Annotated in this window: 20 protein-coding genes; 8 read left to right on the forward strand and 12 right to left on the reverse strand. The window is 65.3% G+C overall.

Annotated features, from left to right (window positions below; all coding sequences use genetic code 11):
* Positions 1–92: 92 nt before the first annotated feature.
* Genes cimA through cysS form a run of 3 tightly spaced genes read right to left on the reverse strand, consistent with a single transcriptional unit; the run spans position 93 to position 3,606 of the window.
* Positions 93–1,691 (reverse strand): citramalate synthase, encoded by a 1,599-nt coding sequence (gene cimA / locus ACVW1C_RS04320; protein WP_456757322.1) that lies wholly within the window; start codon positions 1,689–1,691, stop codon positions 93–95.
* Positions 1,688–2,194: a GNAT family N-acetyltransferase gene (locus ACVW1C_RS04325; protein ID WP_456757323.1), complete on the reverse strand. Its 507-nt coding sequence runs from the start codon at positions 2,192–2,194 to the stop codon at positions 1,688–1,690. The genes cimA and ACVW1C_RS04325 overlap by 4 nt, the downstream gene beginning before the upstream one ends.
* Positions 2,191–3,606, reverse strand: coding sequence for a cysteine--tRNA ligase (gene cysS, locus ACVW1C_RS04330; RefSeq protein ID WP_456757324.1), 1,416 nt, complete (start codon positions 3,604–3,606; stop codon positions 2,191–2,193). The genes ACVW1C_RS04325 and cysS overlap by 4 nt, the downstream gene beginning before the upstream one ends.
* A gap of 296 nt (positions 3,607–3,902) precedes the next feature.
* Here cysS and ACVW1C_RS04335 point away from each other — a divergent pair, with 296 nt between their 5' ends.
* Both ACVW1C_RS04335 and ACVW1C_RS04340 read left to right on the forward strand, forming a co-directional pair.
* On the forward strand, positions 3,903–4,226 hold the full coding sequence (locus ACVW1C_RS04335; protein ID WP_456762994.1) for a hypothetical protein: 324 nt from the start codon (positions 3,903–3,905) through the stop codon (positions 4,224–4,226).
* 170 nt (positions 4,227–4,396) lie between these two features.
* On the forward strand, positions 4,397–5,551 hold the full coding sequence (locus ACVW1C_RS04340) for a DUF2865 domain-containing protein (protein ID WP_456757325.1): 1,155 nt from the start codon (positions 4,397–4,399) through the stop codon (positions 5,549–5,551).
* Between the two features lie 3 nt (positions 5,552–5,554).
* Here the strand turns inward: ACVW1C_RS04340 and ACVW1C_RS04345 are convergent, their stop codons facing one another.
* From ACVW1C_RS04345 to ACVW1C_RS04355, 3 genes are all read right to left on the reverse strand, one after another.
* Positions 5,555–7,306 (reverse strand): NAD+ synthase, encoded by a 1,752-nt coding sequence (locus tag ACVW1C_RS04345; RefSeq protein WP_456757326.1) that lies wholly within the window; start codon positions 7,304–7,306, stop codon positions 5,555–5,557.
* 147 nt (positions 7,307–7,453) lie between these two features.
* The gene (locus tag ACVW1C_RS04350) at positions 7,454–7,807 is read right to left on the reverse strand and encodes a diacylglycerol kinase (protein WP_092127200.1); all 354 of its coding nucleotides are present in this window, start codon (positions 7,805–7,807) and stop codon (positions 7,454–7,456) included.
* 29 nt (positions 7,808–7,836) lie between these two features.
* The gene (locus ACVW1C_RS04355) at positions 7,837–9,225 is read right to left on the reverse strand and encodes a class II 3-deoxy-7-phosphoheptulonate synthase (RefSeq protein WP_173642176.1); all 1,389 of its coding nucleotides are present in this window, start codon (positions 9,223–9,225) and stop codon (positions 7,837–7,839) included.
* A gap of 146 nt (positions 9,226–9,371) precedes the next feature.
* Here ACVW1C_RS04355 and ACVW1C_RS04360 point away from each other — a divergent pair, with 146 nt between their 5' ends.
* A complete protein-coding gene (locus ACVW1C_RS04360; RefSeq protein ID WP_456757327.1) occupies positions 9,372–10,298 on the forward strand; it encodes an alpha/beta hydrolase family protein in 927 nt (308 codons plus the stop codon).
* 718 nt (positions 10,299–11,016) lie between these two features.
* On the opposite strand, the gene ACVW1C_RS04365 is transcribed toward ACVW1C_RS04360, so the two are convergent.
* The 6 genes from ACVW1C_RS04365 to ACVW1C_RS04390 form a co-directional block, all read right to left on the reverse strand.
* Positions 11,017–11,370: a cupin domain-containing protein gene (locus ACVW1C_RS04365; RefSeq protein ID WP_456757328.1), complete on the reverse strand. Its 354-nt coding sequence runs from the start codon at positions 11,368–11,370 to the stop codon at positions 11,017–11,019.
* A 57-nt stretch (positions 11,371–11,427) separates the two neighbouring features.
* On the reverse strand, positions 11,428–11,637 hold the full coding sequence (locus tag ACVW1C_RS04370; protein ID WP_456723644.1) for a DUF2934 domain-containing protein: 210 nt from the start codon (positions 11,635–11,637) through the stop codon (positions 11,428–11,430).
* A gap of 527 nt (positions 11,638–12,164) precedes the next feature.
* Positions 12,165–13,550 (reverse strand): glutathione-disulfide reductase, encoded by a 1,386-nt coding sequence (gor, locus tag ACVW1C_RS04375; protein WP_456757329.1) that lies wholly within the window; start codon positions 13,548–13,550, stop codon positions 12,165–12,167.
* A gap of 178 nt (positions 13,551–13,728) precedes the next feature.
* A complete protein-coding gene (locus ACVW1C_RS04380) occupies positions 13,729–14,262 on the reverse strand; it encodes a DUF2059 domain-containing protein (RefSeq protein ID WP_456757330.1) in 534 nt (177 codons plus the stop codon).
* A gap of 23 nt (positions 14,263–14,285) precedes the next feature.
* On the reverse strand, positions 14,286–14,984 hold the full coding sequence (rpiA, locus tag ACVW1C_RS04385) for a ribose-5-phosphate isomerase RpiA (protein ID WP_456757331.1): 699 nt from the start codon (positions 14,982–14,984) through the stop codon (positions 14,286–14,288).
* Positions 14,985–15,057: 73 nt separating this feature from the next.
* Complete coding sequence (locus ACVW1C_RS04390) at positions 15,058–15,924, reverse strand: SDR family NAD(P)-dependent oxidoreductase (protein ID WP_456757332.1); 867 nt, start codon at positions 15,922–15,924, stop codon at positions 15,058–15,060.
* Positions 15,925–16,000: 76 nt separating this feature from the next.
* On the opposite strand from ACVW1C_RS04390, the gene ACVW1C_RS04395 reads away from it, so the two are divergent.
* The 5 genes from ACVW1C_RS04395 to ACVW1C_RS04415 all read left to right on the forward strand — a co-directional run bounded on the left by ACVW1C_RS04395 (position 16,001) and on the right by ACVW1C_RS04415 (position 21,164).
* On the forward strand, positions 16,001–16,681 hold the full coding sequence (locus ACVW1C_RS04395; protein ID WP_456757333.1) for an HAD hydrolase-like protein: 681 nt from the start codon (positions 16,001–16,003) through the stop codon (positions 16,679–16,681).
* A 160-nt stretch (positions 16,682–16,841) separates the two neighbouring features.
* A complete protein-coding gene (locus ACVW1C_RS04400; protein ID WP_456757334.1) occupies positions 16,842–17,327 on the forward strand; it encodes a hypothetical protein in 486 nt (161 codons plus the stop codon).
* A gap of 313 nt (positions 17,328–17,640) precedes the next feature.
* The gene (gene moaA / locus ACVW1C_RS04405; protein WP_456757335.1) at positions 17,641–18,675 is read left to right on the forward strand and encodes a GTP 3',8-cyclase MoaA; all 1,035 of its coding nucleotides are present in this window, start codon (positions 17,641–17,643) and stop codon (positions 18,673–18,675) included.
* A gap of 348 nt (positions 18,676–19,023) precedes the next feature.
* Positions 19,024–19,563, forward strand: a complete 540-nt coding sequence (locus ACVW1C_RS04410; protein WP_456757336.1) for a TRAP transporter small permease subunit — start codon at positions 19,024–19,026, stop codon at positions 19,561–19,563.
* Positions 19,560–21,164: a TRAP transporter large permease gene (locus ACVW1C_RS04415; protein WP_456757337.1), complete on the forward strand. Its 1,605-nt coding sequence runs from the start codon at positions 19,560–19,562 to the stop codon at positions 21,162–21,164. The genes ACVW1C_RS04410 and ACVW1C_RS04415 overlap by 4 nt, the downstream gene beginning before the upstream one ends.
* Positions 21,165–21,206 lie beyond the last annotated feature (42 nt).

The raw sequence follows: 21,206 nt of genomic DNA on the forward strand, positions 1-21,206 counted from the left end.
AAGCAATCCATCGCGCCGCAAGCTGAGACATGGATTGCTTCGTCGCTATCGCTCCTCGCAATGACGATTGCGGTACCACTTGCGCGCAAACCTCACGCCTGCGCGCCCGACTTCACCAGCTTGTAGAACACCGAATCCATCAGCGCCTGGAACGAGGCGTCGATGATGTTGGGCGAGACGCCGACCGTGGTCCAGCTCTCGCCGGTCTCGTCCTCGCTTTCGATCAGCACGCGCGTGACCGCCTCGGTGCCGCCATTGAGGATACGCACGCGGTAGTCGATCAGCTTCAGGCCATCGATGTATTTCTGGTACTTGCCGAGATCCTTGCGCAGCGCCACGTCGAGCGCGTTGACCGGACCGTTGCCTTCGGCGGCCGAGATCAGCCGCTCGCCGTCGACGTCGACCTTCACCACCGCGAGCGCCACCGTGACGCGCTGGCCGTTGGCGTTATAGCGCTGCTCGACATTGACGTCGAACTGCTCGACCTTGAAATATTCCGGCACCTTGCCGAGCGTGCGGCGCGCCAACAGGTCGAACGAGGCGTTCGCCGATTCATAGGCAAATCCCGCGGCCTCGCGCTCCTTCAGCTCCTCGACCAGGCGCGTCAGCCGCGGATCGCCCTTGTCATAGACGATGCCGGCGCGGTCGAGCTCGGCCATCACATTGGAGCGGCCGGCCTGATCCGAGACCAGCACCTTCCGGTGGTTGCCGACGGATTCCGGCAGCACGTGCTCATAGGTCTGCGGATCCTTCATGACAGCGGAGGCATGGATGCCGGTCTTGGTGACGAAGGCGCTCTCGCCGACATAAGCGGCATGGCGGTTGGGCGCGCGGTTGAGCATGTCGTCGAGCGTGCGCGACACCTTCGTCAGCGTCGCCATCTTCTCCGCGGTGACGCCGATCTCGAACTTGTCGGCAAACTCCTGCTTCAGCTTCAAGGTCGGGATCAGCGAGCAGAGATTGGCGTTGCCGCAGCGCTCGCCAAGGCCGTTGAGCGTGCCCTGGATCTGCCGTGCGCCGGCGCGCACCGCGGCGAGCGAATTGGCCACCGCCTGCTCGGTGTCGTTATGGGCATGGATGCCGAGATGGGCGCCGGGCACCTGCTTGACGACATCGCCGACGATGGTCTCGATCTCGTGCGGCATGGTGCCGCCATTGGTGTCGCACAGCACCACCCAGCGCGCGCCGGCATCATAGGCGGCCGTGGCGCAGGCGAGTGCGTAGTCGCGGTTCTCGTTGTAGCCTTCGAAGAAATGCTCGCAGTCGACCATCACCTCGCGGCCGAGCGCCTTGGCGGCCGCGACGCTGTCGCGGATCGAGGCGAGGTTCTCCTCGTTGGTGGTCTCGAGCGCGACCCGGACCTGGTAGGCCGAGGATTTTGCCACGAAGCAGATCGCGTCCGCCTTGGCCTCGAGGATACCGGCGAGCCCGGGATCGTTCGACGCCGAACGGCCCGGCCGCCGCGTCATGCCGAACGCGGTGAAGCGCGCGTGGTCGAACGCAGGCTTCTTGCTGAAGAACTCGGTGTCGGTCGGATTGGCGCCGGGATAGCCGCCCTCGACATAGTCGATGCCGAGCGCGTCGAGCATGCCGGCGATCGACCGCTTGTCCTGCAGCGTGAAGTCGACGCCGTTGGTCTGCGCACCGTCGCGCAGCGTGGTGTCGAACAGATAGAGGCGCTCGCGGCTCATGCGTGGCCTCCGGGCACGGCAACGCCGTCGAGCGCCTTCTGCATCGTGGTGTTGGCGAGCCATTCGTCGTTGATGGTGACCGTATTGCGCTGCTGCGCTACGTAGCCACGCTTGCGGAAGAATTCGAGCGCGGTGTCGCTGGCATCGACCTTCAGGGCCTTGGTGCCGCGGGCGCTCGCAATCCTCTCCAGCGCATCGCACAGCGCGCTGCCTGCACCCTGCCCGACCGCGCTCGGATGCACATAGAGCATGTCGATGTGATCGGCCCCCTTCAGCGAGGCGAAGCCGACCGGCGCGCCCTGTAATGTCGCGATCAGCGTGAGCTGCCCGGCGAGCCGCTTGCCGAACGCTTCCTCATCGTCGGCGGCCATCGCCCAGGCTTCCTGCTGCGCCTCGCTGTAATCGTCGCCAGTCAGATCCGTGATCGACGCCGCGAAGATCGCCGCCAGCAGCGGCGCATCGTCGGGCAGATAGGGACGCAATGCGGGTGCGGATCGGCTCATCGCGCAACCTCCCAGGCCGTGATCGGCTTTCCTTCGGCATCCTTGCCGTCCTTGATCGCGACACCCATCGCGGCGAGCTGATCGCGGATCCGGTCGGACTCCTTGAAGTCCTTCCTCGCACGCGCCGAGGTGCGCTCGGCGATCAGTGCCTCGACTGCGGCAGCATCGACGCCGCTGGCCTGCTCCTTGCGGCCCTTCCACGACGCCGCGCTCTCGGCGAGGAAGCCGAGCAGCCGCAGCGAACCGGCAAGCTCCTTGCGGCTCGCTTCGCTGCTCGATGCCGCACTGCGCAGGCCGTGCAGCACCGCCATCGCCTGTGCCGTGTTGAGGTCGTCGTAGAGCGCCTCGACCATCGCCGGCGAGGGCGCGCCGGGCTCGGCGTCGGCCGCGACGGCATACCAGTCGTCAAGCGTCTTCGCGGCCTCTTCGGTGGCCTTCTCGGTCCAGTCGAGCGGCGACCGGTAATGCGTTCTCAACATGCTGAGGCGCAGTACCTCGCCGGGCCAATCGGCCAGCAGATCGCGGATCGTGAAGAAGTTGCCTAACGACTTCGACATCTTCTCGCTTTCGATCTGCAGGAAGCCGTTGTGCATCCAAACATTGGCCATGCGGTCGGAGTGGAACGCGCAACAGGTCTGCGCGAGCTCGTTCTCATGGTGCGGGAACACCAGGTCGATGCCGCCGCCATGGATGTCGAACTTCTCACCGAGATGCTTCCAGGCCATCGCCGAGCACTCGATGTGCCAGCCGGGCCGCCCCTCCACCACGATGCCTGCCGGCGACGGCCAGGACGGCTCGCCCGGCTTCGACGGCTTCCACAGCACAAAGTCGGTGTTGTCGCGCTTGTAAGGCGCGACATCGACGCGGGCGCCCGCGATCATCTCGTCGAGCGAACGCTTCGACAGCGCGCCGTAACGCGGCAGCGTGGAGTTGGCCGCGTTCATCGCCTGCGGCGAGAACAGCACGTGATCCTCGGCGACATAGGCAAAACCGCCGTCGACCAGCTTCTCGATGATGGCGCGCATCTCCGGGATGTGCTCTGTCGCGCGCGGCTGCACGGTCGGGGCTAAGCAGCCCAGCGCCGTGACGTCGTCCTGATACTGCTGATAGGTCTGCTCCGTGACCTTGCGGATCGCCTCGTTCAGCGGCACGCCGGGATAGTCGCGCGCGGCGCGCACGTTGATCTTGTCGTCGACGTCGGTGATGTTGCGGACATAGGTGACGTGATCCGCGCCATAGCGATGGCGCAGCACGCGGAACAACACGTCGAAGACAATGGCCGCACGGCCGTTGCCAATATGGGCGAAGTCATAGACCGTCGGTCCGCAGGCATACATGCGGACATTGTCGGCATCGAGCGGCACGAAGGGCCGCTTCTCCCGGGTCAACGTGTCGTAAAGGCGCAATTCCATGGATCACCGTCCCTTGCGGCCGGGCGTCCAGTGATTCTCAGGGGATTGAGAAAAGACGGCCTCAGCCAGCGAATCGCTAGCTCATAATCTCGCGGCAAATGCTGCAGATGGCGAGGTGGCCGTTCATGGTTCCACCATGTCTCACGGCCCCATTATCGCGTCAAGGGGCTTGCGTTCAGGCGCTTTGTACCCCGCCTCGCGCCAAAATCACGCCAATGTCCTCATGGTTAATCATTATTAAGGATTTGGGCGTACGGGAGGGCCAGCGGATTCCCCGCCATTTTCACCGGTGCACCATGCGGCCCATTTCAGCATTGATTGCCTGCACGTTCCTCGTTGTCCCTTCCGTCCTTGCCTCCTCGGTCGCCTTGGCCGACAGCCGCGTTTTCATCGTCGCGAACCAGGCCGACGGATACGGCATCGATCAGTGCCTCGCCCACGGCGATCGCTGCGGTGCGTCCGCCGCCCGCGCCTACTGCCGGTCACGCGATTTTGCGCAGGCCACCAGTTACCGCCGCGTCGATCCCGACGAGATCACCGGCGCGGTTCCGCACGCCGCGGGCGAGACCTGCACCGGCAATGGCTGCGGCGAATACGTCGCCATCACCTGCCAGCGCTGAGCCAAGCCGCTGGACAACCGGGGTTATTGCCACACCGGCGCCCCGGAAACGACGTGACGCTGCCGCGAGAAACGGCTATTGCAGGCGGCCTTTGCAGGTGGTCTTGGCACGTAGTCTTGGCCGCGCGCTTTGGCGTTGATCGCCGCGCGGCGTCGTTTTAATGGCCGGATATGCCCCATAGCTCCCGTTCTCGCTTCTCCCGTTGGTTCTTGGCTTGCGCCGTGCTGGCCGGCATCGCCCTACCCGCCACGCATGCCCTCGCGCAGGTGCCTCCGGGCCCGGCCGGCCCGGCGCCCCAGGGCGCGCAGGCCAATCCGATGTGCGCGCGGCTGGAGGGCCAGCTGGCCGCGATCGATCGCGGCGGCGGCGATCCGGCCAAGGACGAGCAGATCCGTCGCTATCAGGACGCGGCCACCCGGCAACAGGGCGAGCTGGATCGCGTGACCGCGCAGGCCCGGCGCATGGGCTGCGACAGTTCCGGATTCCTTTCGCTCTTCAACAACAACTCGGCGCAGTGCGGACCGGTCAACAACCAGATCCAGCAGATGCGCGCCAATCTCGACCAGATAACCGCAAATCTCGAGCGGCTGCGCACCGGCGGGCTCGGCGGCGCCGACCGCGAGAACCAGCGCCGCTCGGTGCTGACCGCGCTGGCGCAGAACAATTGCGGCCCGCAATACGCGGCGGCCGCGCGCGGCCCCGGCAACTTCCTCGAGAACCTGTTCGGCGGCGGCGGTGGTGGCGGCAATCCCAACGAACCGCTTCCCCCGCCTGACCCGCAATATGGCGGGCAGTCCGGCACCTTCCGCACCGTCTGCGTCCGCACCTGCGACGGCGCCTACTTCCCGATCTCGTTCGCGACCTCGCAGGCGCGCTTTGCCGCCGACGAACAAATCTGCAAGGCGCAGTGCCCGGCCGCGGAGGCCAGCCTGTTCGCCTACCGCAATCCCGGCGAGGACATCAACCAAGCGGTCTCGATCAGCGGCCAGCCCTACTCGTCGCTGCCGAACGCCTTCAAGTACCGCACCGAGTTCAATCCGTCCTGCTCCTGCAAGCCGGCCGGCCAGAGCTGGGCGGAGGCGCTGAAGGCGGTCGACGACCAGGCGTCCGCCGCGCAGCAGGGCGACATCATCGTCACCGAGGAGAGCGCGCGGAAGATGCAGCAGCGCGCGCAGACCAAGGCTGCCGCCGGCAAGAAGGGCGCGCCCGCAGCGGCGGCTCAACCGCAGCAGCCTGCCGCCGCTGACGCCACGGCGCCGGCCGCGCCCGCGAGCGACGGCCAGATCCGCACGGTCGGCCCGACCTTCATCCCGAAAAAGCAGTAACGCTCACCGCTCGAACGCTTCCGCCGATGCCCGCGAGGTGCGCGTCACCAGCTTCTCGTCGGGCTCCGGCAGTGCCTTGCCGAAATCGCGGAAGCGGTTGGTGATGGGATAGCGGCGGTCGCGGCCGAAATTCTTCCGCGTCACCTTCACCCCCGGTGCGGCCTGCCGCCGCTTGTATTCGGCGATATTGAGCAGGCGATCGACGCGGGCCACCACATCGCGGTCGAAGCCGGCTGCGATGATGGTCGCAAGCGGCTCCTCGCGCTCCACCAGCCGCTCGAGGATCGCATCCAGCACCTCATAGGGCGGCAGCGAATCCTGGTCGGTCTGGTTCTCGCGCAACTCAGCGGTCGGCGGCCGGATGATGATATTGACCGGGATCACCTCGCCCGACGGCCCAAGAGCGCCGTCCGGCTTCCATTCATTGCGCAGGTTTGACAGGCGGAACACCTCGGTCTTGTAGATGTCCTTGATCGGGTTGAAGCCGCCGTTCATGTCGCCATACAGCGTAGCGTAGCCGACCGACATTTCCGACTTGTTGCCCGTCGTCACCACCATGGCGCCGGTCTTGTTGGAGATCGCCATCAGGAGCGTGCCGCGGGCGCGCGCCTGCAAGTTTTCCTCGGTGATGTCGCGCTCCAGCCCTTTGAACACCGGCGCGAGAATTGTCTCGAACCCGTTGACGGCGTCGGCGATCGGAAGGATCTCGTAGCGGATGCCGAGCGCGGCGGCGAGCTTGGCGGCATCGTCGAGCGAGACCTGCGCGGTGTAGCGGAACGGCAGCATCACGCCGCGCACCTTGTCGGCGCCGAGCGCGTCGACCGCGATCGCCGCGCACAGCGCCGAATCGATGCCGCCGGAGACGCCGAGCAGCACGCCGGGAAAACCGTTCTTGCGAACGTAGTCGCGCAGGCCGAGCACGCAGGCCGCGTAATCGGCCTTGTCGCCTTCGAGCTGGGCCGTGATCGGCCCGTTGCAGCGCCAGCCATCCGCGGTCTTGCGCCAGGTCAGCGTCGTGATGTTCTCCTCGAACGCCGGAAGCTGTGCTGCGACGGAGAGATCGGCATTGAGCGCAAACGAGGCGCCGTCGAAGATCAGCTCGTCCTGGCCGCCCATCTCGTTGAGATAGATCAGCGGCAGCCCGCTCTCGGTGACGCGCGCGACCACGATCGACAGCCGGAGATCGGTCTTGTCGCGGGCATAGGGCGAGCCGTTCGGCACGATCAGGATTTCCGCGCCGGTCTCGGCCAGGCACTCGACGACGTTTTCGTAGTCCTCGGATTCCTCGAGCCAGATGTCCTCGCAGATCGGCACGCCGATGCGCACGCCGCGCACCGTCACCGGGCCCGATGCCGGGCCGCGCGCGAACAGCCGCTTCTCGTCGAACACGCCGTAATTCGGCAGATTGGCCTTGAAGCGGAGCGCTGCGATGCGTCCGCCGTCGAGCAGCGCGCAGGCATTGTAGAGCTTGCCGTCCTCGACCCAGGGCGTGCCGATCAGCATCGCCGGGCCGCCATCTTTGGTCTCGCGCGCCAGTTCCTCGATCGCGGCGCGGCAGGCCGCCTGGAATGCCGGCTTGAGCACCAGATCCTCCGGCGGATAGCCGGCGATGAACAGCTCCGACAGCACCACGAGGTCGGCGCCGTCGGCCTTCGCCTTGTCGCGCGCGGCGCGCGCTTTCGCGGCGTTGCCGGTGACGTCACCGACCGTCGGATTGAGTTGCGCCAGGGTGATCTTGATCTGTTGTTCGCTCATAGCTTTATGTTGTCCCGCACAAGAGCAAACTTCAATGGTCCTCCGGTCATGGTGCGATTGCAGAAATCGCACCATGACCGTCGTTCTCTTGTTTTGAGCATGATCTGATTGGAAAACCGGTCTCCACTTTTCCGGATCTTGCTCGGATCAGAACGCCCCCATGCGCTCAGCGAGGGCGAACAGCCAGAACAGCCCGGCCATGACAAGCGCGACGCCGACGGCGGCCGAGCCCATGTCCTTGACCCGCCCGATCTGCGGATCGTGATCCATGGTCAGGCGGTCGGCGAGCTTCTCGATCGCGGTGTTGAGCAGCTCGATCACGAGCACCAGCACCACGGTTGCGACCAGCTCGACCCGGCGCATCACGGTGGCGCCGACCAGCCAGGCCAGCGGCACCGACAGCACCAGTGCCACCACCTCCTCGCGAATCGCCTGCTCCGAGCGAATGGCGAAGGCCAGCCCGTTGCGCGAGTTGATGGTGGCTCGCCAGAACCTCAGCAAGTCACTGCCCTCAAGTCACGGCCCCCAAATCACAACCCGGCGGCGGCCGGCATCGGCTTGACCTTGCCGGCGCGCTCCTGCTTCAGCAGCTCGGCGATCAGGAAGGCCATGTCGATCGACTGTTCGGCGTTGAGGCGGGGATCGCAGACCGTGTGGTAGCGGTCGTTGAGATCCTCATCGGTGATGGCGCGGGCGCCGCCGATGCACTCGGTGACGTCCTGCCCGGTCATCTCCAGATGGACACCGCCGGCATGGGTGCCCTCGGCGGCATGGATCTGGAAGAACGCCTTCACCTCGGACAGCACGCGGTCGAATGGCCGCGTCTTGTAGCCCGAGGTCGAGGTGATGGTGTTGCCGTGCATCGGATCGCACGACCACACCACCTTGCGGCCTTCCCGCTGCACGGCGCGGATCAGGCCCGGCAGATGGTCGCCGACCTTGTCGGCGCCGAAGCGGTTGATCAGTGTCAGCCGACCCGGCTCGTTGTCGGGGCTGAGCACGTCGATCAGCTTCAGCAGTTCGTCCGGCTTCAAGGACGGACCGCATTTCAGGCCGATCGGGTTCTTGATGCCGCGGAAATATTCGACATGGCCGTGATCGAGCTGCCGGGTGCGGTCGCCGATCCAGATCATGTGGCCGGAGGTCGCGTACCAGTCGCCGGTGGTGGAATCGACCCGCGTCATCGCCTGCTCGTAGCCGAGCAAGAGCGCCTCGTGGCTGGTGTAGAAATCGGTGGCGCGGAGCTCCGGATGGCTCTCGAGATCGAGGCCGCAGGCACGCATGAAGTTCAGCGCGTCCGAGATGCGGTCGGCCAGCTCCTTGTAGCGGCGGGACTGCGGCGAATCCTTCAGGAAGCCGAGCATCCATTGATGCACGCTGCCGAGATTGGCGAAGCCGCCGGTCGCGAACGCGCGCAGCAGGTTCAGCGTCGCCGCGGATTGGCGATACGCCATCAGCTGGCGCTGCGGATCGGGAATCCGCGCCTCTGGCGTGAAGGCGATGTCGTTGACGATGTCGCCGCGATAGCTCGGCAGCTCGACATCGCCCTGCTTCTCGGTCGGCGACGAGCGCGGTTTGGCGAACTGCCCGGCAATGCGGCCGACCTTCACCACCGGCAGCGCGCCGGCATAGGTCATGACCACGGCCATCTGCAGCAGCACGCGGAAGAAGTCGCGGATATTGTTGGCGCCGTGCTCGGCAAAGCTCTCGGCGCAGTCGCCGCCCTGCAGCAGGAAGGCTTCGCCGGCGCAGACCCGCCCCAGCGCCTTCTTCAGGTTGCGCGCCTCGCCCGCGAACACCAGCGGCGGAAAGGTCGCAAGCTGCGCCTCGACATCGGCCAATGCCTTGGCATCGGGATAATCGGGCACCTGCAGCACCTTCTTGGCGCGCCAGCTATCGGGTGTCCACCGCTCGGACATGAGGTCAACTCCTGAGCAAAAACCGCGACTTAATCGACGGGAAAGGAGGGCTTATACACAGCCGCCCGATCCCCCGCTAGAAGGATTCCTGCAATCCCGTCAAACTCTTGCAGGAAAATACGAATTCGCATTTGGTGGACCATACCATGAATGCCCGGGAAATTGCCGCAGCCTCCGCGGCGCTGGACGACGTTTTTAGCGACGACATCGTCGTGCCGGCCGCGGACGGCTATCCGCTTGCCGCGACGCTGTTCCTGCCGCGCGGCAGGAAGCGCCACGCCGTCCTGATCAACTCGGCGACCGCCGTGCCCCGCAAGGTCTATCGCGGCTTTGCCGGCTACCTCGCTCGCCGCGGCGCGGCGGTGCTGACCTACGACTACCGCGGCACCGGCGAGAGCAGGCCGATGGCGGCGACCGGCCTCAACAAGCCGAAGTCGCTGGCCGGCTTCAAGGCCACGATGGCCGACTGGGCCGCGCTCGACACCACCGCGGCCGTGAGCTGGATGCGCTATCGCTACCGCGACCTCCCCTTCGCCTATGTCGGCCACTCCTTCGGCGGCCAGGCGCTCGGGCTCCTTGCCAACAACGCTGAAATTGCCCGCGCGCTGCTGGTCGCCTCGCAGGCCGCCACCTGGAAGCTGATGGCCTCGCCCGAGCGCTACCGCGTCGTCGCCTTCATGAACGGCATCGGCCTGCCGCTGGCGCGCACGCTCGGCTATGTGCCTGGCTGGGCCGGTCTCGGCATGGACCTGCCGCGGGGCGTGTTCGAGCAATGGCGAGGCTGGGTGATGCGCGAGCGCTATCTGCTCGATGATGCCACGCTCGCGGCGCGCGAAAATTTTCCGAAGTTCAAGGGCAAGCTCCGCGCGCTTGTCATCACCGACGACACCTGGGCGACGCGGCCGGCGGTCGAACTGTTGTGCTCCGCGTTCACGTCGATCACGCCAGAGATCATCTCGATCAGTCCCACCGACGCCGGCGCGAAAGCGATCGGCCATTTCGGCTTCTTCCGCAGCGACCACCGCGACACGCTGTGGCGCGGCGCCGCGGAGTGGCTCGAGGCGGAGGGGTAAGGGCCAGATTCTCCGCTGTCGTCCCTGCGAAAGCAGGGACCCATACGCCGCGGCGGATGTTGTGAAAGGGGCTCGTCGTTCCAGCATCGCGCGCCAATCAGCGTTGGTGGTTATGGGTCCCCTGCTTTCGCAGGGACGACACCGAGTATGTTGCGTGGCCGGTGGACACAGCTTCGCATTCTCGCGACTTGAATTGTCCGAGCTCTCCTCTTCGTTTCGCGCTCTCTCCAAACGGAGGGCGCAGGGAAAGCCGGGCGCCGATCGCACCCATGGGTCCGGTGCAACAAAAAGCACCGGAGGTCGGACCACAGGTGTAACCGGAAACATCCCGGCTTTCCCTGCGCGATGGGTTACGGCTTATACGTGCTCTCCCCGGTGAGACTGGGCTTTCTTGTCACCGCCTTCGCAAGACGCTTGCGCATCCTGCGACGAGACACCTGCCGCTAGGGCGTCAGGACCACACGATTTCGCCGTCCGCCTCGCATGCATGTCGTCTCGCGCATGCGCAGCGTCCACCGCATCTCACCGCAACACTCCTGACGATGCGCAGCGCCCCTCGATCGGGTGAGACGGGCCAATTGAACATCTGAGTTGGGTCAAACGCCAAGCGGAATATTTTCCGCATGAGGACTGGACGGGGGTGATCGCGTTGATTGGGCTAGGGAATTTTGCGCTTACGCGCACAGGAAACCCGCTAGTCTAGCGGCGTGCGCCGACCTCATACCACCTTACGCGCCGCAGCCGTCGCCCCATCGCCCGTGTTCGGCGTCCCCGTCGGCTCGATCAGCAACAGATGCACCTCTTCCCGCGCGACGGGACGATGCTCGACGCCTTTCGGCACGATGAACATCTGGCCCTCCTTCAACGTCACCGTGCGATCGCGCAGCTCGATGTCGAGCACGCCTTTCAGCACGAGAAAGAAGTCGTCGGTGTCGTCATGCTTGTGCCAGACGAACTCGCCCTGCACCTTCACCACCATCACGTCGCAGGCGTTGAATTGCGCGACGGTGCGCGGCGACCAGTGATCGGAGAACGTCGATAGTTTCTGCGAAAGGTCGATCGCGTCGCTCATGATGCCTCCGGGTCCGGGCCAGCTTGCCGGGCTCGTTAGCTCAGCCGCGCGATACTCTCAATGCACGCCCCTCAACTTCTCCGGATACGTCGTCGGCCCGTTGTGCCCGTTCATTCCGCACGGCGTTTCGCCGTTGGCGGCCTTGCGCGCCAGCAGTTCCCGTTCGGCCTTGTACCAGAGCTGATCCATCTGGCCCGGCGGTTCGCCGGCATCCTTCCACAATTCGTAGGCGCGGGTCCGAATCTCCTGCTCGGTTGGGCCTGTCATGGGCGGCTCCCTCAATTTGAGACATCAAACCGTTTGGAGTGGAACTGCCAGCATAGCGCAAGGTTCCAAGGCGCGCGAGATCGCCGCGCTGCCCATCGCACCATCTGTGCACAGGCGCCGTTGCGCAGGCCATTTGCCGGAAACTGCATTTGATTTGAGCGCGCGAAGAGCGACCCCAGGGGAAAAGACCCGATGCATATGCATGTCAACAAGGGTGCCCAATTCCCCAGCATCAAGCGCGGCGGCCGGCAGCCCGCCGGTCTTGCGGAGGCAACCTACCCCTTCTGGGGTATGAAACCTTTGCGCGCTTCTGCAGACGTAAGATTATCAGGATTTTGCCGTGACCTTCCTGGGGCTAGAGACAACGCCGCTCGCATGTATTTTAAGCGGGCGGCGTTGGGCTGTCAGGGAGGGCTTGCCCCCGTGCGGGAACGCGACGGCGTCGCTGCGCGGACCCGCGGACCGACCGGGCATGTCCGGATGTTTAGCCGCGATGCGCCGCATCATCCCGGCGCGCCGCGTCCGCCCTACTCGGCCGCCTGGCGCACGTGGCGCGCGGTCGGGGTGCGCATCGTCACCAGCTCTTCGGAGGCGGTCGGATGCAGCGCGACCGTGGCGTCGAAGTCGGCCTTGGTCGCCTTCATCTTGACGGCGATCGCAACGGCTTGGGTGATCTCGGCGGCGGCATCGCCGACGATGTGACAGCCGAGCACGCGGTCGCTCGAGCCGTCGACCACGAGCTTCATCAGCACGCGGGTGTCTCGGCCGGACATCGTCGCCTTGATCGGGCGGAAATCGGTCTTGTAGATGTCGACGTGGCTGTACTGCGCCCGCGCCTCTTCTTCGGTGAGGCCGACGGTGCCGACCTCCGGCTGCGAGAACACCGCGGTCGGGATCGTCGCGTGGTCGACCTGCACCGGGCGCTTGCCGAACACGGTGTCGGCGAAGGCGTGGCCCTCGCGGATCGCGACCGGGGTCAGGTTGGTGCGGTGGGTAACGTCGCCGACCGCGTAGATGTTGTCGACCGAGGTCTTCGACCAGCCGTCGACCTGGATGCCGCCATTGGCGGGATTGATGGCGACGCCCGCGGTCTCCAGCCCGAGATTGGCGACGTTGGGATGCCGGCCGATCGCGAACATCACCTGGTCGGAGGCGATGCTCGAGCCGCTCGACAGGTGCGTGGTGTAGTCATGACCGTGCTTGTCGACCTTCGTCACGGTGCAGCCGGTGATGATGGTGATGCCGCACTTCTCCATCTCGGCGCGCACATGCTTGCGGACGTCCTCGTCGAAGCCGCGCAGGACGTTGTCGCCGCGATAGACCACCGTGACGTCGGAGCCGAAGCCGGCGAAGATGCCGGCGAATTCCAGCGCGATGTAGCCGCCGCCCTGGATCACGATCCGCTTCGGCAGCTCCTTCAGGTGAAACGCCTCGTTGGAGGAGATCACGTGCTCGATGCCGGGAACGGCCGGCCCGTGATTGGGCGCGCCGCCGGTGGCGATCAGGATGTATTTCGCCGTCACCTTCTCGCCGGTGGCCAGGCGAACGGTGTGGGCATCCTCCAGCACCGCACGGGTCTTGACGATCCTGGCGCCCGACTTCTCGACATTGCTGGTGTAGGCGCCCTCGAGCCGGGCGATCTCCTTGTCCTTGTTGGCGACGAGCGTGGCCCAGTCGAACGAGACCTGGCCGATGCTCCAGCCGAAGCCGGCCGCGTCCTCGATCTCCTGGTGGACGTGGCTGCCGATCACGAACAGCTTCTTGGGCACGCAGCCGCGGATCACGCAGGTGCCGCCCATCCGGTACTCTTCGGCGACCATGACCTTCGCGCCATAGTTGGCGGCGATGCGGGCGGCCCGAACGCCGCCCGAACCACCACCGATGACAAACAGGTCGACGTCGAACTCGGCCATGGCAACCTCTCACTTCTTTCTCCCTCGCCCCGCTCTTGCGGGGTCAAGACGAGCAAAGCTCGCTCTTGGAGGGTTGGGGTGAGGGGCCGCCTCCACGAATCCGCCTCGCGGAGAGTCCCCCTCACCCGGCACTCCGTGCCGACCTCTCCCCGCAAGCGGGGCGAGGTGATCAGCCCGTCTAGATGTCCTTGCCGCGCTTCTTCATCTCGGCCTTGAACTGGCCGTTGACGATCACGCCAAACTGCTGCGCCCACTGCTGCATATATTGCAGCGATCCGTTGATTGCCGTGGGCTCAGCGGTCAAAAGCTTCTGGCCGAGCGGGGTCTTGTAGAACGTCACGAGGTCCTTCAGCTCCTGCTCGGTGAACTCTGCGGCGTAGATCTGAGCCATGCCGTCGCCGATCTCCTTCTCGCTGCCCGCGAACTGCTTGGCGACGACCAGCGCCACCTCGTCGAGATCCTTCTGGTAGTTCAGGTACTGCTGCAGCAGACCGGTCTTGGTCTTCTCGATGATGCCGGGAACGGCGCCGGAATACATCACCGCCACGTTCTTCATCGCCAGGATTTCCTTGGCGTACCCGATCGCCGCGGGGGTCGACTGCTTGACCTTGGGCATGGGGGGCAGCTGCTGCTGCGCCACGGCCGGCGCAGCCGCGAGCGCCAGTCCAGCCGCCAGGGCCACTGCCGACAAAAGTCCCGAAAAACGCTTCATTCCAAGTCTCCTTGCTTGCGGCGTTAGCGCCGTTCAACAACCCGAATTCCCTGTGCGCCGGCCAGGACGGCGACGCTGCCAAGCCCGATGAACAGACCATGTTCAACCACGCCCGGGATCACGCTGAGCAAACCGGCAAGACGCGGCGGGTCGCCGATCCGGCCGAGATGGGCATCGACGATCCAGTGGCCGCCATCGGTGACAAAAACGTGACCGTCCTTGCCCTTACGGACGATCATCTGGCCGGACACCCCGGCTTCTGCGAACGCCCGCGCCATCGCGGCCTGGGTCGCGGCGAGCCCGAACGGGATCACCTCGACCGGCAGCGGAAAGCGGCCGAGCACCTCGACCCATTTGCTGTCGTCGGCGATCACGATCATGCGATCACTGGCAGCCGCCACGATCTTCTCGCGCAGCAGCGCGCCGCCGCCGCCCTTGATCAGATTGAGCGCGTGGTCGATCTCGTCGGCGCCGTCGACGGTGAGGTCGAGATGATCGACCTCGTCCAGCGTGGTCAGCGGGACGCCGCAGCGGATCGCGTCCGCGCGGGTCGCCTCCGAGGTCGGCACGCCGATCACCTTCATGCCGGCGCGGACCTTCACGCCGAGCAGCTCGACGAAATGCTTGGCGGTCGACCCGGTGCCGAGCCCGAGCTTCATGCCGTCGCGCACCTCTTCGAGCGCGCGCGCCGCCGCCTGGCGTTTCAATGCGTCCATGTCCACGGCCGATAGCCCCTCGGTTGTCCGTTACGGGCACGCCATCGGGCGGCCCGGCGGGCGCATATCTAGCCTCGATTCACGGGCAGGAATAGCGCCATCCGGGCACGTCTTTAGGCCGAAACGGCATCCATCGCGGCCAAAATCGCCGCAAAGCGGTCCTCGACCTCGGCCCGCATCCCGGGATGGGTGAAAACATAGAGCTGGTCGTCGTGAATCGCGCGCACCACGCGGGCCGCAACCACGGCCGGATCGAGACCCGCCTCGAGGCGACGCGCGATCTCGGCGACGATCGCAGCTGCCGGGCTGTCAGGGCTAGCTGGCGGGGCGGTCCGTAATGCTCGGGGCGGTTGCGCCCGCTCTCGCCAATCCGGGTCCGCACATAGCTCGGACAGAGCACGCTGACGCCGATCCCGAACGGCGCGAGTTGCGCCGAAAGCCCTTCGGAGAGGCTGACGACGGCGAATTTGGTCGCCGAATAGGGGCTCACGCCGAGCCCGGCATTCATCCCGGCCATCGAGGCCGTGTTGACGATATGGCCGCCCTCGCCGTGCGCGCGGATGTGCGGCAGGAAGCTCCTGATGCCGTGCACGACGCCCATCAGGTTGACGTCGATCACCCAGCGCCAATCATCGACCGAGATCTGGTCGATGCCGCCGCCACCCGCGACGCCGGCATTGTTGCAGATGACATGGACGTTGCCGAAGGCGCGGAACGATGCCTCTGCCGCGCGATCGACGCTTGAGGGATCGGCGACGTCGCAGACCACGCCATGGACATCCGCGCCGCCGACCCGCAGCGCATCGACGGCCTTGTCGAGCGCGCCGGTTTCGATGTCGGCGAGCATCACCTTCATACCCTCGCGGGCGAATGCGGTTGCCATGGCGAGGCCAATTCCGCTGGCCGCACCGGTGACAAAAGCTGCTTTTCCGGCGAGTTCCCGCATCCCGGCCTCCCCAATTTCATGACGCGCCGACATCTACTCTTGCATCGCGGCGCGCGGCCCGATAGCCAAAAGCGTGATGTCCGCCTCCTCTCCCTCCATCATCGTGTTCGATCTCGACGGCACGCTGGTCGACACCGCGCCTGACCTGATCAGCGCGCTGAATTATGTGCTCGACCGGGAAGGTCTGCGGCCGGTGCCGCTGTCGGCCGCCCGCAACATGATCGGCGCCGGCGCGCGCAAGCTGCTGGAGCGCGGGCTCGAGGTAGACGGACGCATGGTCAGCCTCGCGGACCTCGATCGCCTGACCAAGGATTTTATCGACTATTACGCCGAGCATATCACCGACGGCTCGCGCCCGTTTGACGGGCTCGAAGCCGCACTCGATCGGCTGGAGGCCAAGGGCCATCGCTTTGCGGTCTGCACCAACAAGCTGGAATGGCTGTCGAAGCTGCTGCTCGACCGGCTCGATTTGACGGCGCGCTTTGCCGCGATCTGCGGCCAGGACACATTCGGCGTCGCCAAGCCCGATCCGGCGTTCCTGCGCGAGACGGTTGCCCGCGCCGGAGGAAGGCTGCCCGGCGCCATCATGGTCGGCGATGCCGGTCCCGATGTCGGGGTCGCCCGGCGCGCCAGCGTCCCGGTGATCGGCGTCGATTTCGGCTACACCGACGTCCCAATGACCAAGCTGAAGCCGGACCGGCTGATCAGCCATATGCGCGATCTGCCGGACGCCGTCGCCAGCCTTGGCGCAGCATAAGATTTCCGCAACACATTGATATTACTTGGCAATATTTTGCCATGCGAATTTTCCATTAACCATCCTTTAACGAACAGACCTCCACCTGTTGCACCTCTGTTCCGACGCTCCTATGGTCGGCCCGGGGATTGTGGCTGATTGCCGCAGTAGAGTGTGGATCATGCGTCGTATCATCGTGATTGCGGCCGCCGGGCTGAGCCTGGCCGGCTGCTCGTCGTTCTCATTGGATTCGTTCAAGTCGGCACCGCCGCCGATGCAAGTGCAGCTGGATTCGGCCCCGCAAGGCGCCGACGCCGTGACCTCGATCGGACCGGGTTGCAAGACGCCCTGCTCGGTGTCGATCCCGGCGCCGGAGGCCAACTTCACCGTCACCTTCAACATGCCGAAGTTCCAACCGGCGACCGTACCGGTGACGGTGACCCGCACACCGGGCGACATCACGAGCCCGGCCACGACCACGCTCGATCCGAGCCCGGTGTTCGCCGAGCTGCAACCCGCCGGCCCGCCGCCGCGCGGGCATAAGGCGATGCGGCCGAAAAAGAAGAAGCCGAAACCGGCTGCCGCTGCGGCTCCTGGCGCAGCTCCGGACGCGGCGTTCCCTGCTCCGAGCGCGGCACCGCCGCCGGCCGCCGCGCCCACGCGCTGACCCGCAACGCTGCGCGCGCCTGATCGAGATTGCACTGCACAAGAGCCCGGCCCAAAGCCGGGCTTTTGTATTTCGTGGAGACACATCGGCGATTGCGATCATGCATCGCGCGATCTGTCTCACCTATCGCGCGCGATCCGCTTTGCATGTTGCGGATCACCCCTACGGACGCATTGTGACGGCGCGCCAACATGCATAGATTGTGGCCTGGAGCCGAGTTCGGCTCCGCACGTAGGGAACACATTTCAAGACTTGAGTTGAGGTCTTGAGTTAAGGTCTCGCCTTGCAGGCTTGGCTTAAAGGCTCGGGTTGAATGAACGGATCCACGCAGGCGCATTCCGACTCGCTATTTCGTCCGATGACCGATCCGTTCGGCCGGACGATCCGTTACCTGCGGGTGTCCGTCACCGATCGCTGCGACCTGCGCTGCTTGTATTGCATGTCGGAAGACATGACCTTCCTGCCCAAGGCCGACCTGCTGACCCTGGAAGAGCTCGACCGCCTGTGCTCGGCCTTCGTTGCCAAGGGCGTGCGCAAGATCCGCCTCACCGGCGGCGAGCCGCTGGTCCGCCGCAATGTGATGGGCCTGGTGCGTTCGCTGTCGCGCCATCTTTCGACCGGCGCGCTCGACGAATTGACGCTGACCACCAACGGTTCGCAGCTGGCACGCTTCGCGCAGGAGTTGGCCGATTGCGGCGTGCGCCGCGTAAACGTCTCGCTCGACACGCTCGACCCCGTAAAATTCCGGGCCATCACCCGCTGGGGCGACATCGAGAAGGTGCTGGGGGGCATCGAGGCGGCGCGATCGGCCGGGCTTGCGGTCAAGATCAACGCGGTCGCGCTGAAGAACATGAACGAGGACGAGATTCCCGCGCTGATGGAATGGGCGCATGGCAAGGGAATGGGCCTGACCTTGATCGAGGTGATGCCGATGGGCGACATCGGCGAGGGCCGCATCGATCAGTATGTTCCGCTGTCGCTGCTGCGCGCGCGGCTCGAGAAGCATTACACGCTGACCGATCTTGCCGACGACACCGGCGGCCCTGCCCGCTATGTCCGGGTCGCCGAGACCGGCGGCAAGCTCGGCTTCATCACGCCGATGACCCACAATTTCTGCGAATCCTGCAACCGGGTGCGGATCACCTGCACCGGCACGCTGCACACCTGCCTCGGCCACGAGGACGCCTCGGACCTGCGCCGGCCGCTGCGCGCCTCCGACGACAACGATCTGCTGTCGGCGGCCATCGACCGGGCGATCGGGCTGAAGCCGAAGGGGCACGATTTCATCATCGACCGCCGCCACAACCGCCCGAGCGTCAGCCGCCACATGAGCGTCACCGGCGGCTAGTTCAAAGCCCGCTGCCGACGCCTGCGCCGTCCCCCGATTACCAAGGCGGGACAACGATTTGTCGTGCCGTCAATTTGCCCATTTTCCGATTGACGGCGTTCCGCTGCGCTGATTTGGTGCCCCGGCTTTCACGCTAGCCCGGCCAGATAGGCCGCTGCCCCCAGTCGGCTGCTGCCGGCGATCCGGCAGCCAAGAGCAGCCAACAACGGCGGAAGCGGATTTCGGGGGAGGACGATCGCTTGCAACTGCTCCTGAAGGTGAGCCGTGGCTCCGTGCGTCTGCGCGCGGCGGCCAGATGATGCTTGAGAATATATTCGGCGCGCAGATCGCGCGACCGCGGAGATCGTGATGCGCCCATTGTTGGCACTGAGTCAGGCCATCGACCGACTCAACGAGAAGATCGGATACGTCTGCAACCTCCTCGTCCTGCTCGCCTGCCTGGTCAGCGCCGGCAATGCCATGATCCGCTACGCGTTCAGCTACTCCTCGAACGGCTGGCTCGAGGCGCAGTGGTACATGTTTGCGATCCTCGTGATGTTCGGCGCCTCCTACACCTTCAAGCGCAACGAGCATGTGCGCGTCGAGATCCTCTATCTGATGCTGTCCGAACGCGGCCAGCTCTGGCTCGACATGATCGGCACATTGTTCTTCCTGATCCCGGCCTGCCTGCTGCTCGCCTATCTGTCCTGGCCGTTCTTCCACCAGGCCTATGCGGTCGGCGAGATGAGCGGCAATGCCGGCGGCCTGCTGCGCTGGCCGATCAAGTTCGTTATCCCGTCCGGCTTCGTGATGCTTGCGTTACAGGGCGTCTCCGAGGTGATCAAGCGGATCGCCGCGCTGCAAGGCTATGTAACGATCGACGCGAAGTACGAGAGGCCGACGCAATGACCATTACGCTGGAGATGATGCCGCCACTGATGTTCGGCGGCCTGATCATTGCAATGCTGATCGGCTATCCGGTGGCGTTCACGCTCGCCGCGGTCGGCCTGTCGTTCGGGTTTCTCTCGATCTATCTCGGCTTCTTCGACCTCAACTTCCTGCAGGCGATCCCGGGCCGCATCTTCGGCAGCGTGCTGTCCAACGAGCTTTTGCTCGCGATCCCGTTCTTCACCTTCATGGGCGCGATATTGGAGAGATGCGGGCTCGCCGAGGACATGCTGGATTCGATGGGCCAGCTGTTCGGCCCGATCCGCGGCGGCCTCGGCTATTCTGTGATCATCGTCGGCTTCATCCTCGGTGCCATCACCGGCACGGTGGCGGCGCAGGTGATCGCCATGGCGCTGATCTCGATGCCGGTGATGATCCGCTACGGCTACAACATCCGCTACATCACGGGCGTGCTCGCGGCCTCCGGCACCATCACGCAACTTGTCCCTCCCTCTCTCGTCCTGATCGTGCTCGCCGACCAGCTCGGCAAGTCGGTCGGCGACATGTATCTCGGCGCCTGGGGTCCGTCGGTGTTCCAGATCCTGCTGTTCGCCGGCTACACCTTCCTGCTCGGCATCTTCAAGCCGAGCCATGTGCCGGCGGTGCCGATCACAGCGCGCACGCTGACCGGCTGGGCGCTGTGGAAGAAGTGCCTGCTCGGCATCATCCCCTCCGCGGTGCTGATCTTCGTCGTGCTCGGCACCATGATGATGGGCCTTGCGACCCCGACGGAAGCCGGCGCGATGGGCGCGGTCGGCGCCATCGTGCTCGCCGCGATCCACCACAAGGATTTCAGCGCGACCGGCCGCAAGATGCTCATCGTCGGTGTGATCGCCGGCGGCATCGGCACCATCATCGCGATGCTCTACACCGAGAACCTGCTCTTCAAGCTCGCGTTCGCCATCACCTATCTCGCGGTGGTCTGGATCTGCCTCGAGGCCGTCAAGATCCCGGACCTGCGCGACCTGATCAAGCAGGGCTACGAGACCACCATGCGCATCACCTGCATGGTCACCTTCATCCTGATCGGTTCGACCTGCTTCTCGGTGGTGTTCCTCGGCGTGTCCGGCGGCACCTGGCTCGAGCACCATCTGACCTCGCTGCCCGGCGGCGTCTGGGGCTTCCTGATCTTCATCAACCTGTTCATCTTCTTCTTGGCGTTCTTCCTCGACTTCTTCGAGATCGCCTTCATCATCCTGCCGATGATCGCGCCGATCGCGCAGAAGGTGCTGGCGCCGGTGGTCGGCCCCGACGCCGCGCTGATCTGGTTCGGCGTCATGCTCTGCGTCAACATGCAGACCTCGTTCCTGCATCCGCCGTTCGGCTTCGCGCTGTTCTATCTGCGCGGCGTGGCGCCGAAGGAAGTGAAGAGTTCCGACATCTATTGGGGCGCAATGCCCTGGATCGGGTTGCAGGCGATCATGGTGGCGCTGGTGATCGCGTTCCCGGTTGTCGTCACCGGACTGCTCGACAAGCCGCTCGATGTCGACCTCAACAAGGTCAAGATCGAGGTGCCGCAGATCGAGCTGCCGCCGCTCGATTTCGGGCAACCGAAGCAGTAGCCGGCGTCAGCTTCTTCAGCGTGCCCCGGCGGAAGCCGGGCA

The sequence above is a fragment of the Bradyrhizobium sp. USDA 4011 genome, from assembly GCF_054063415.1.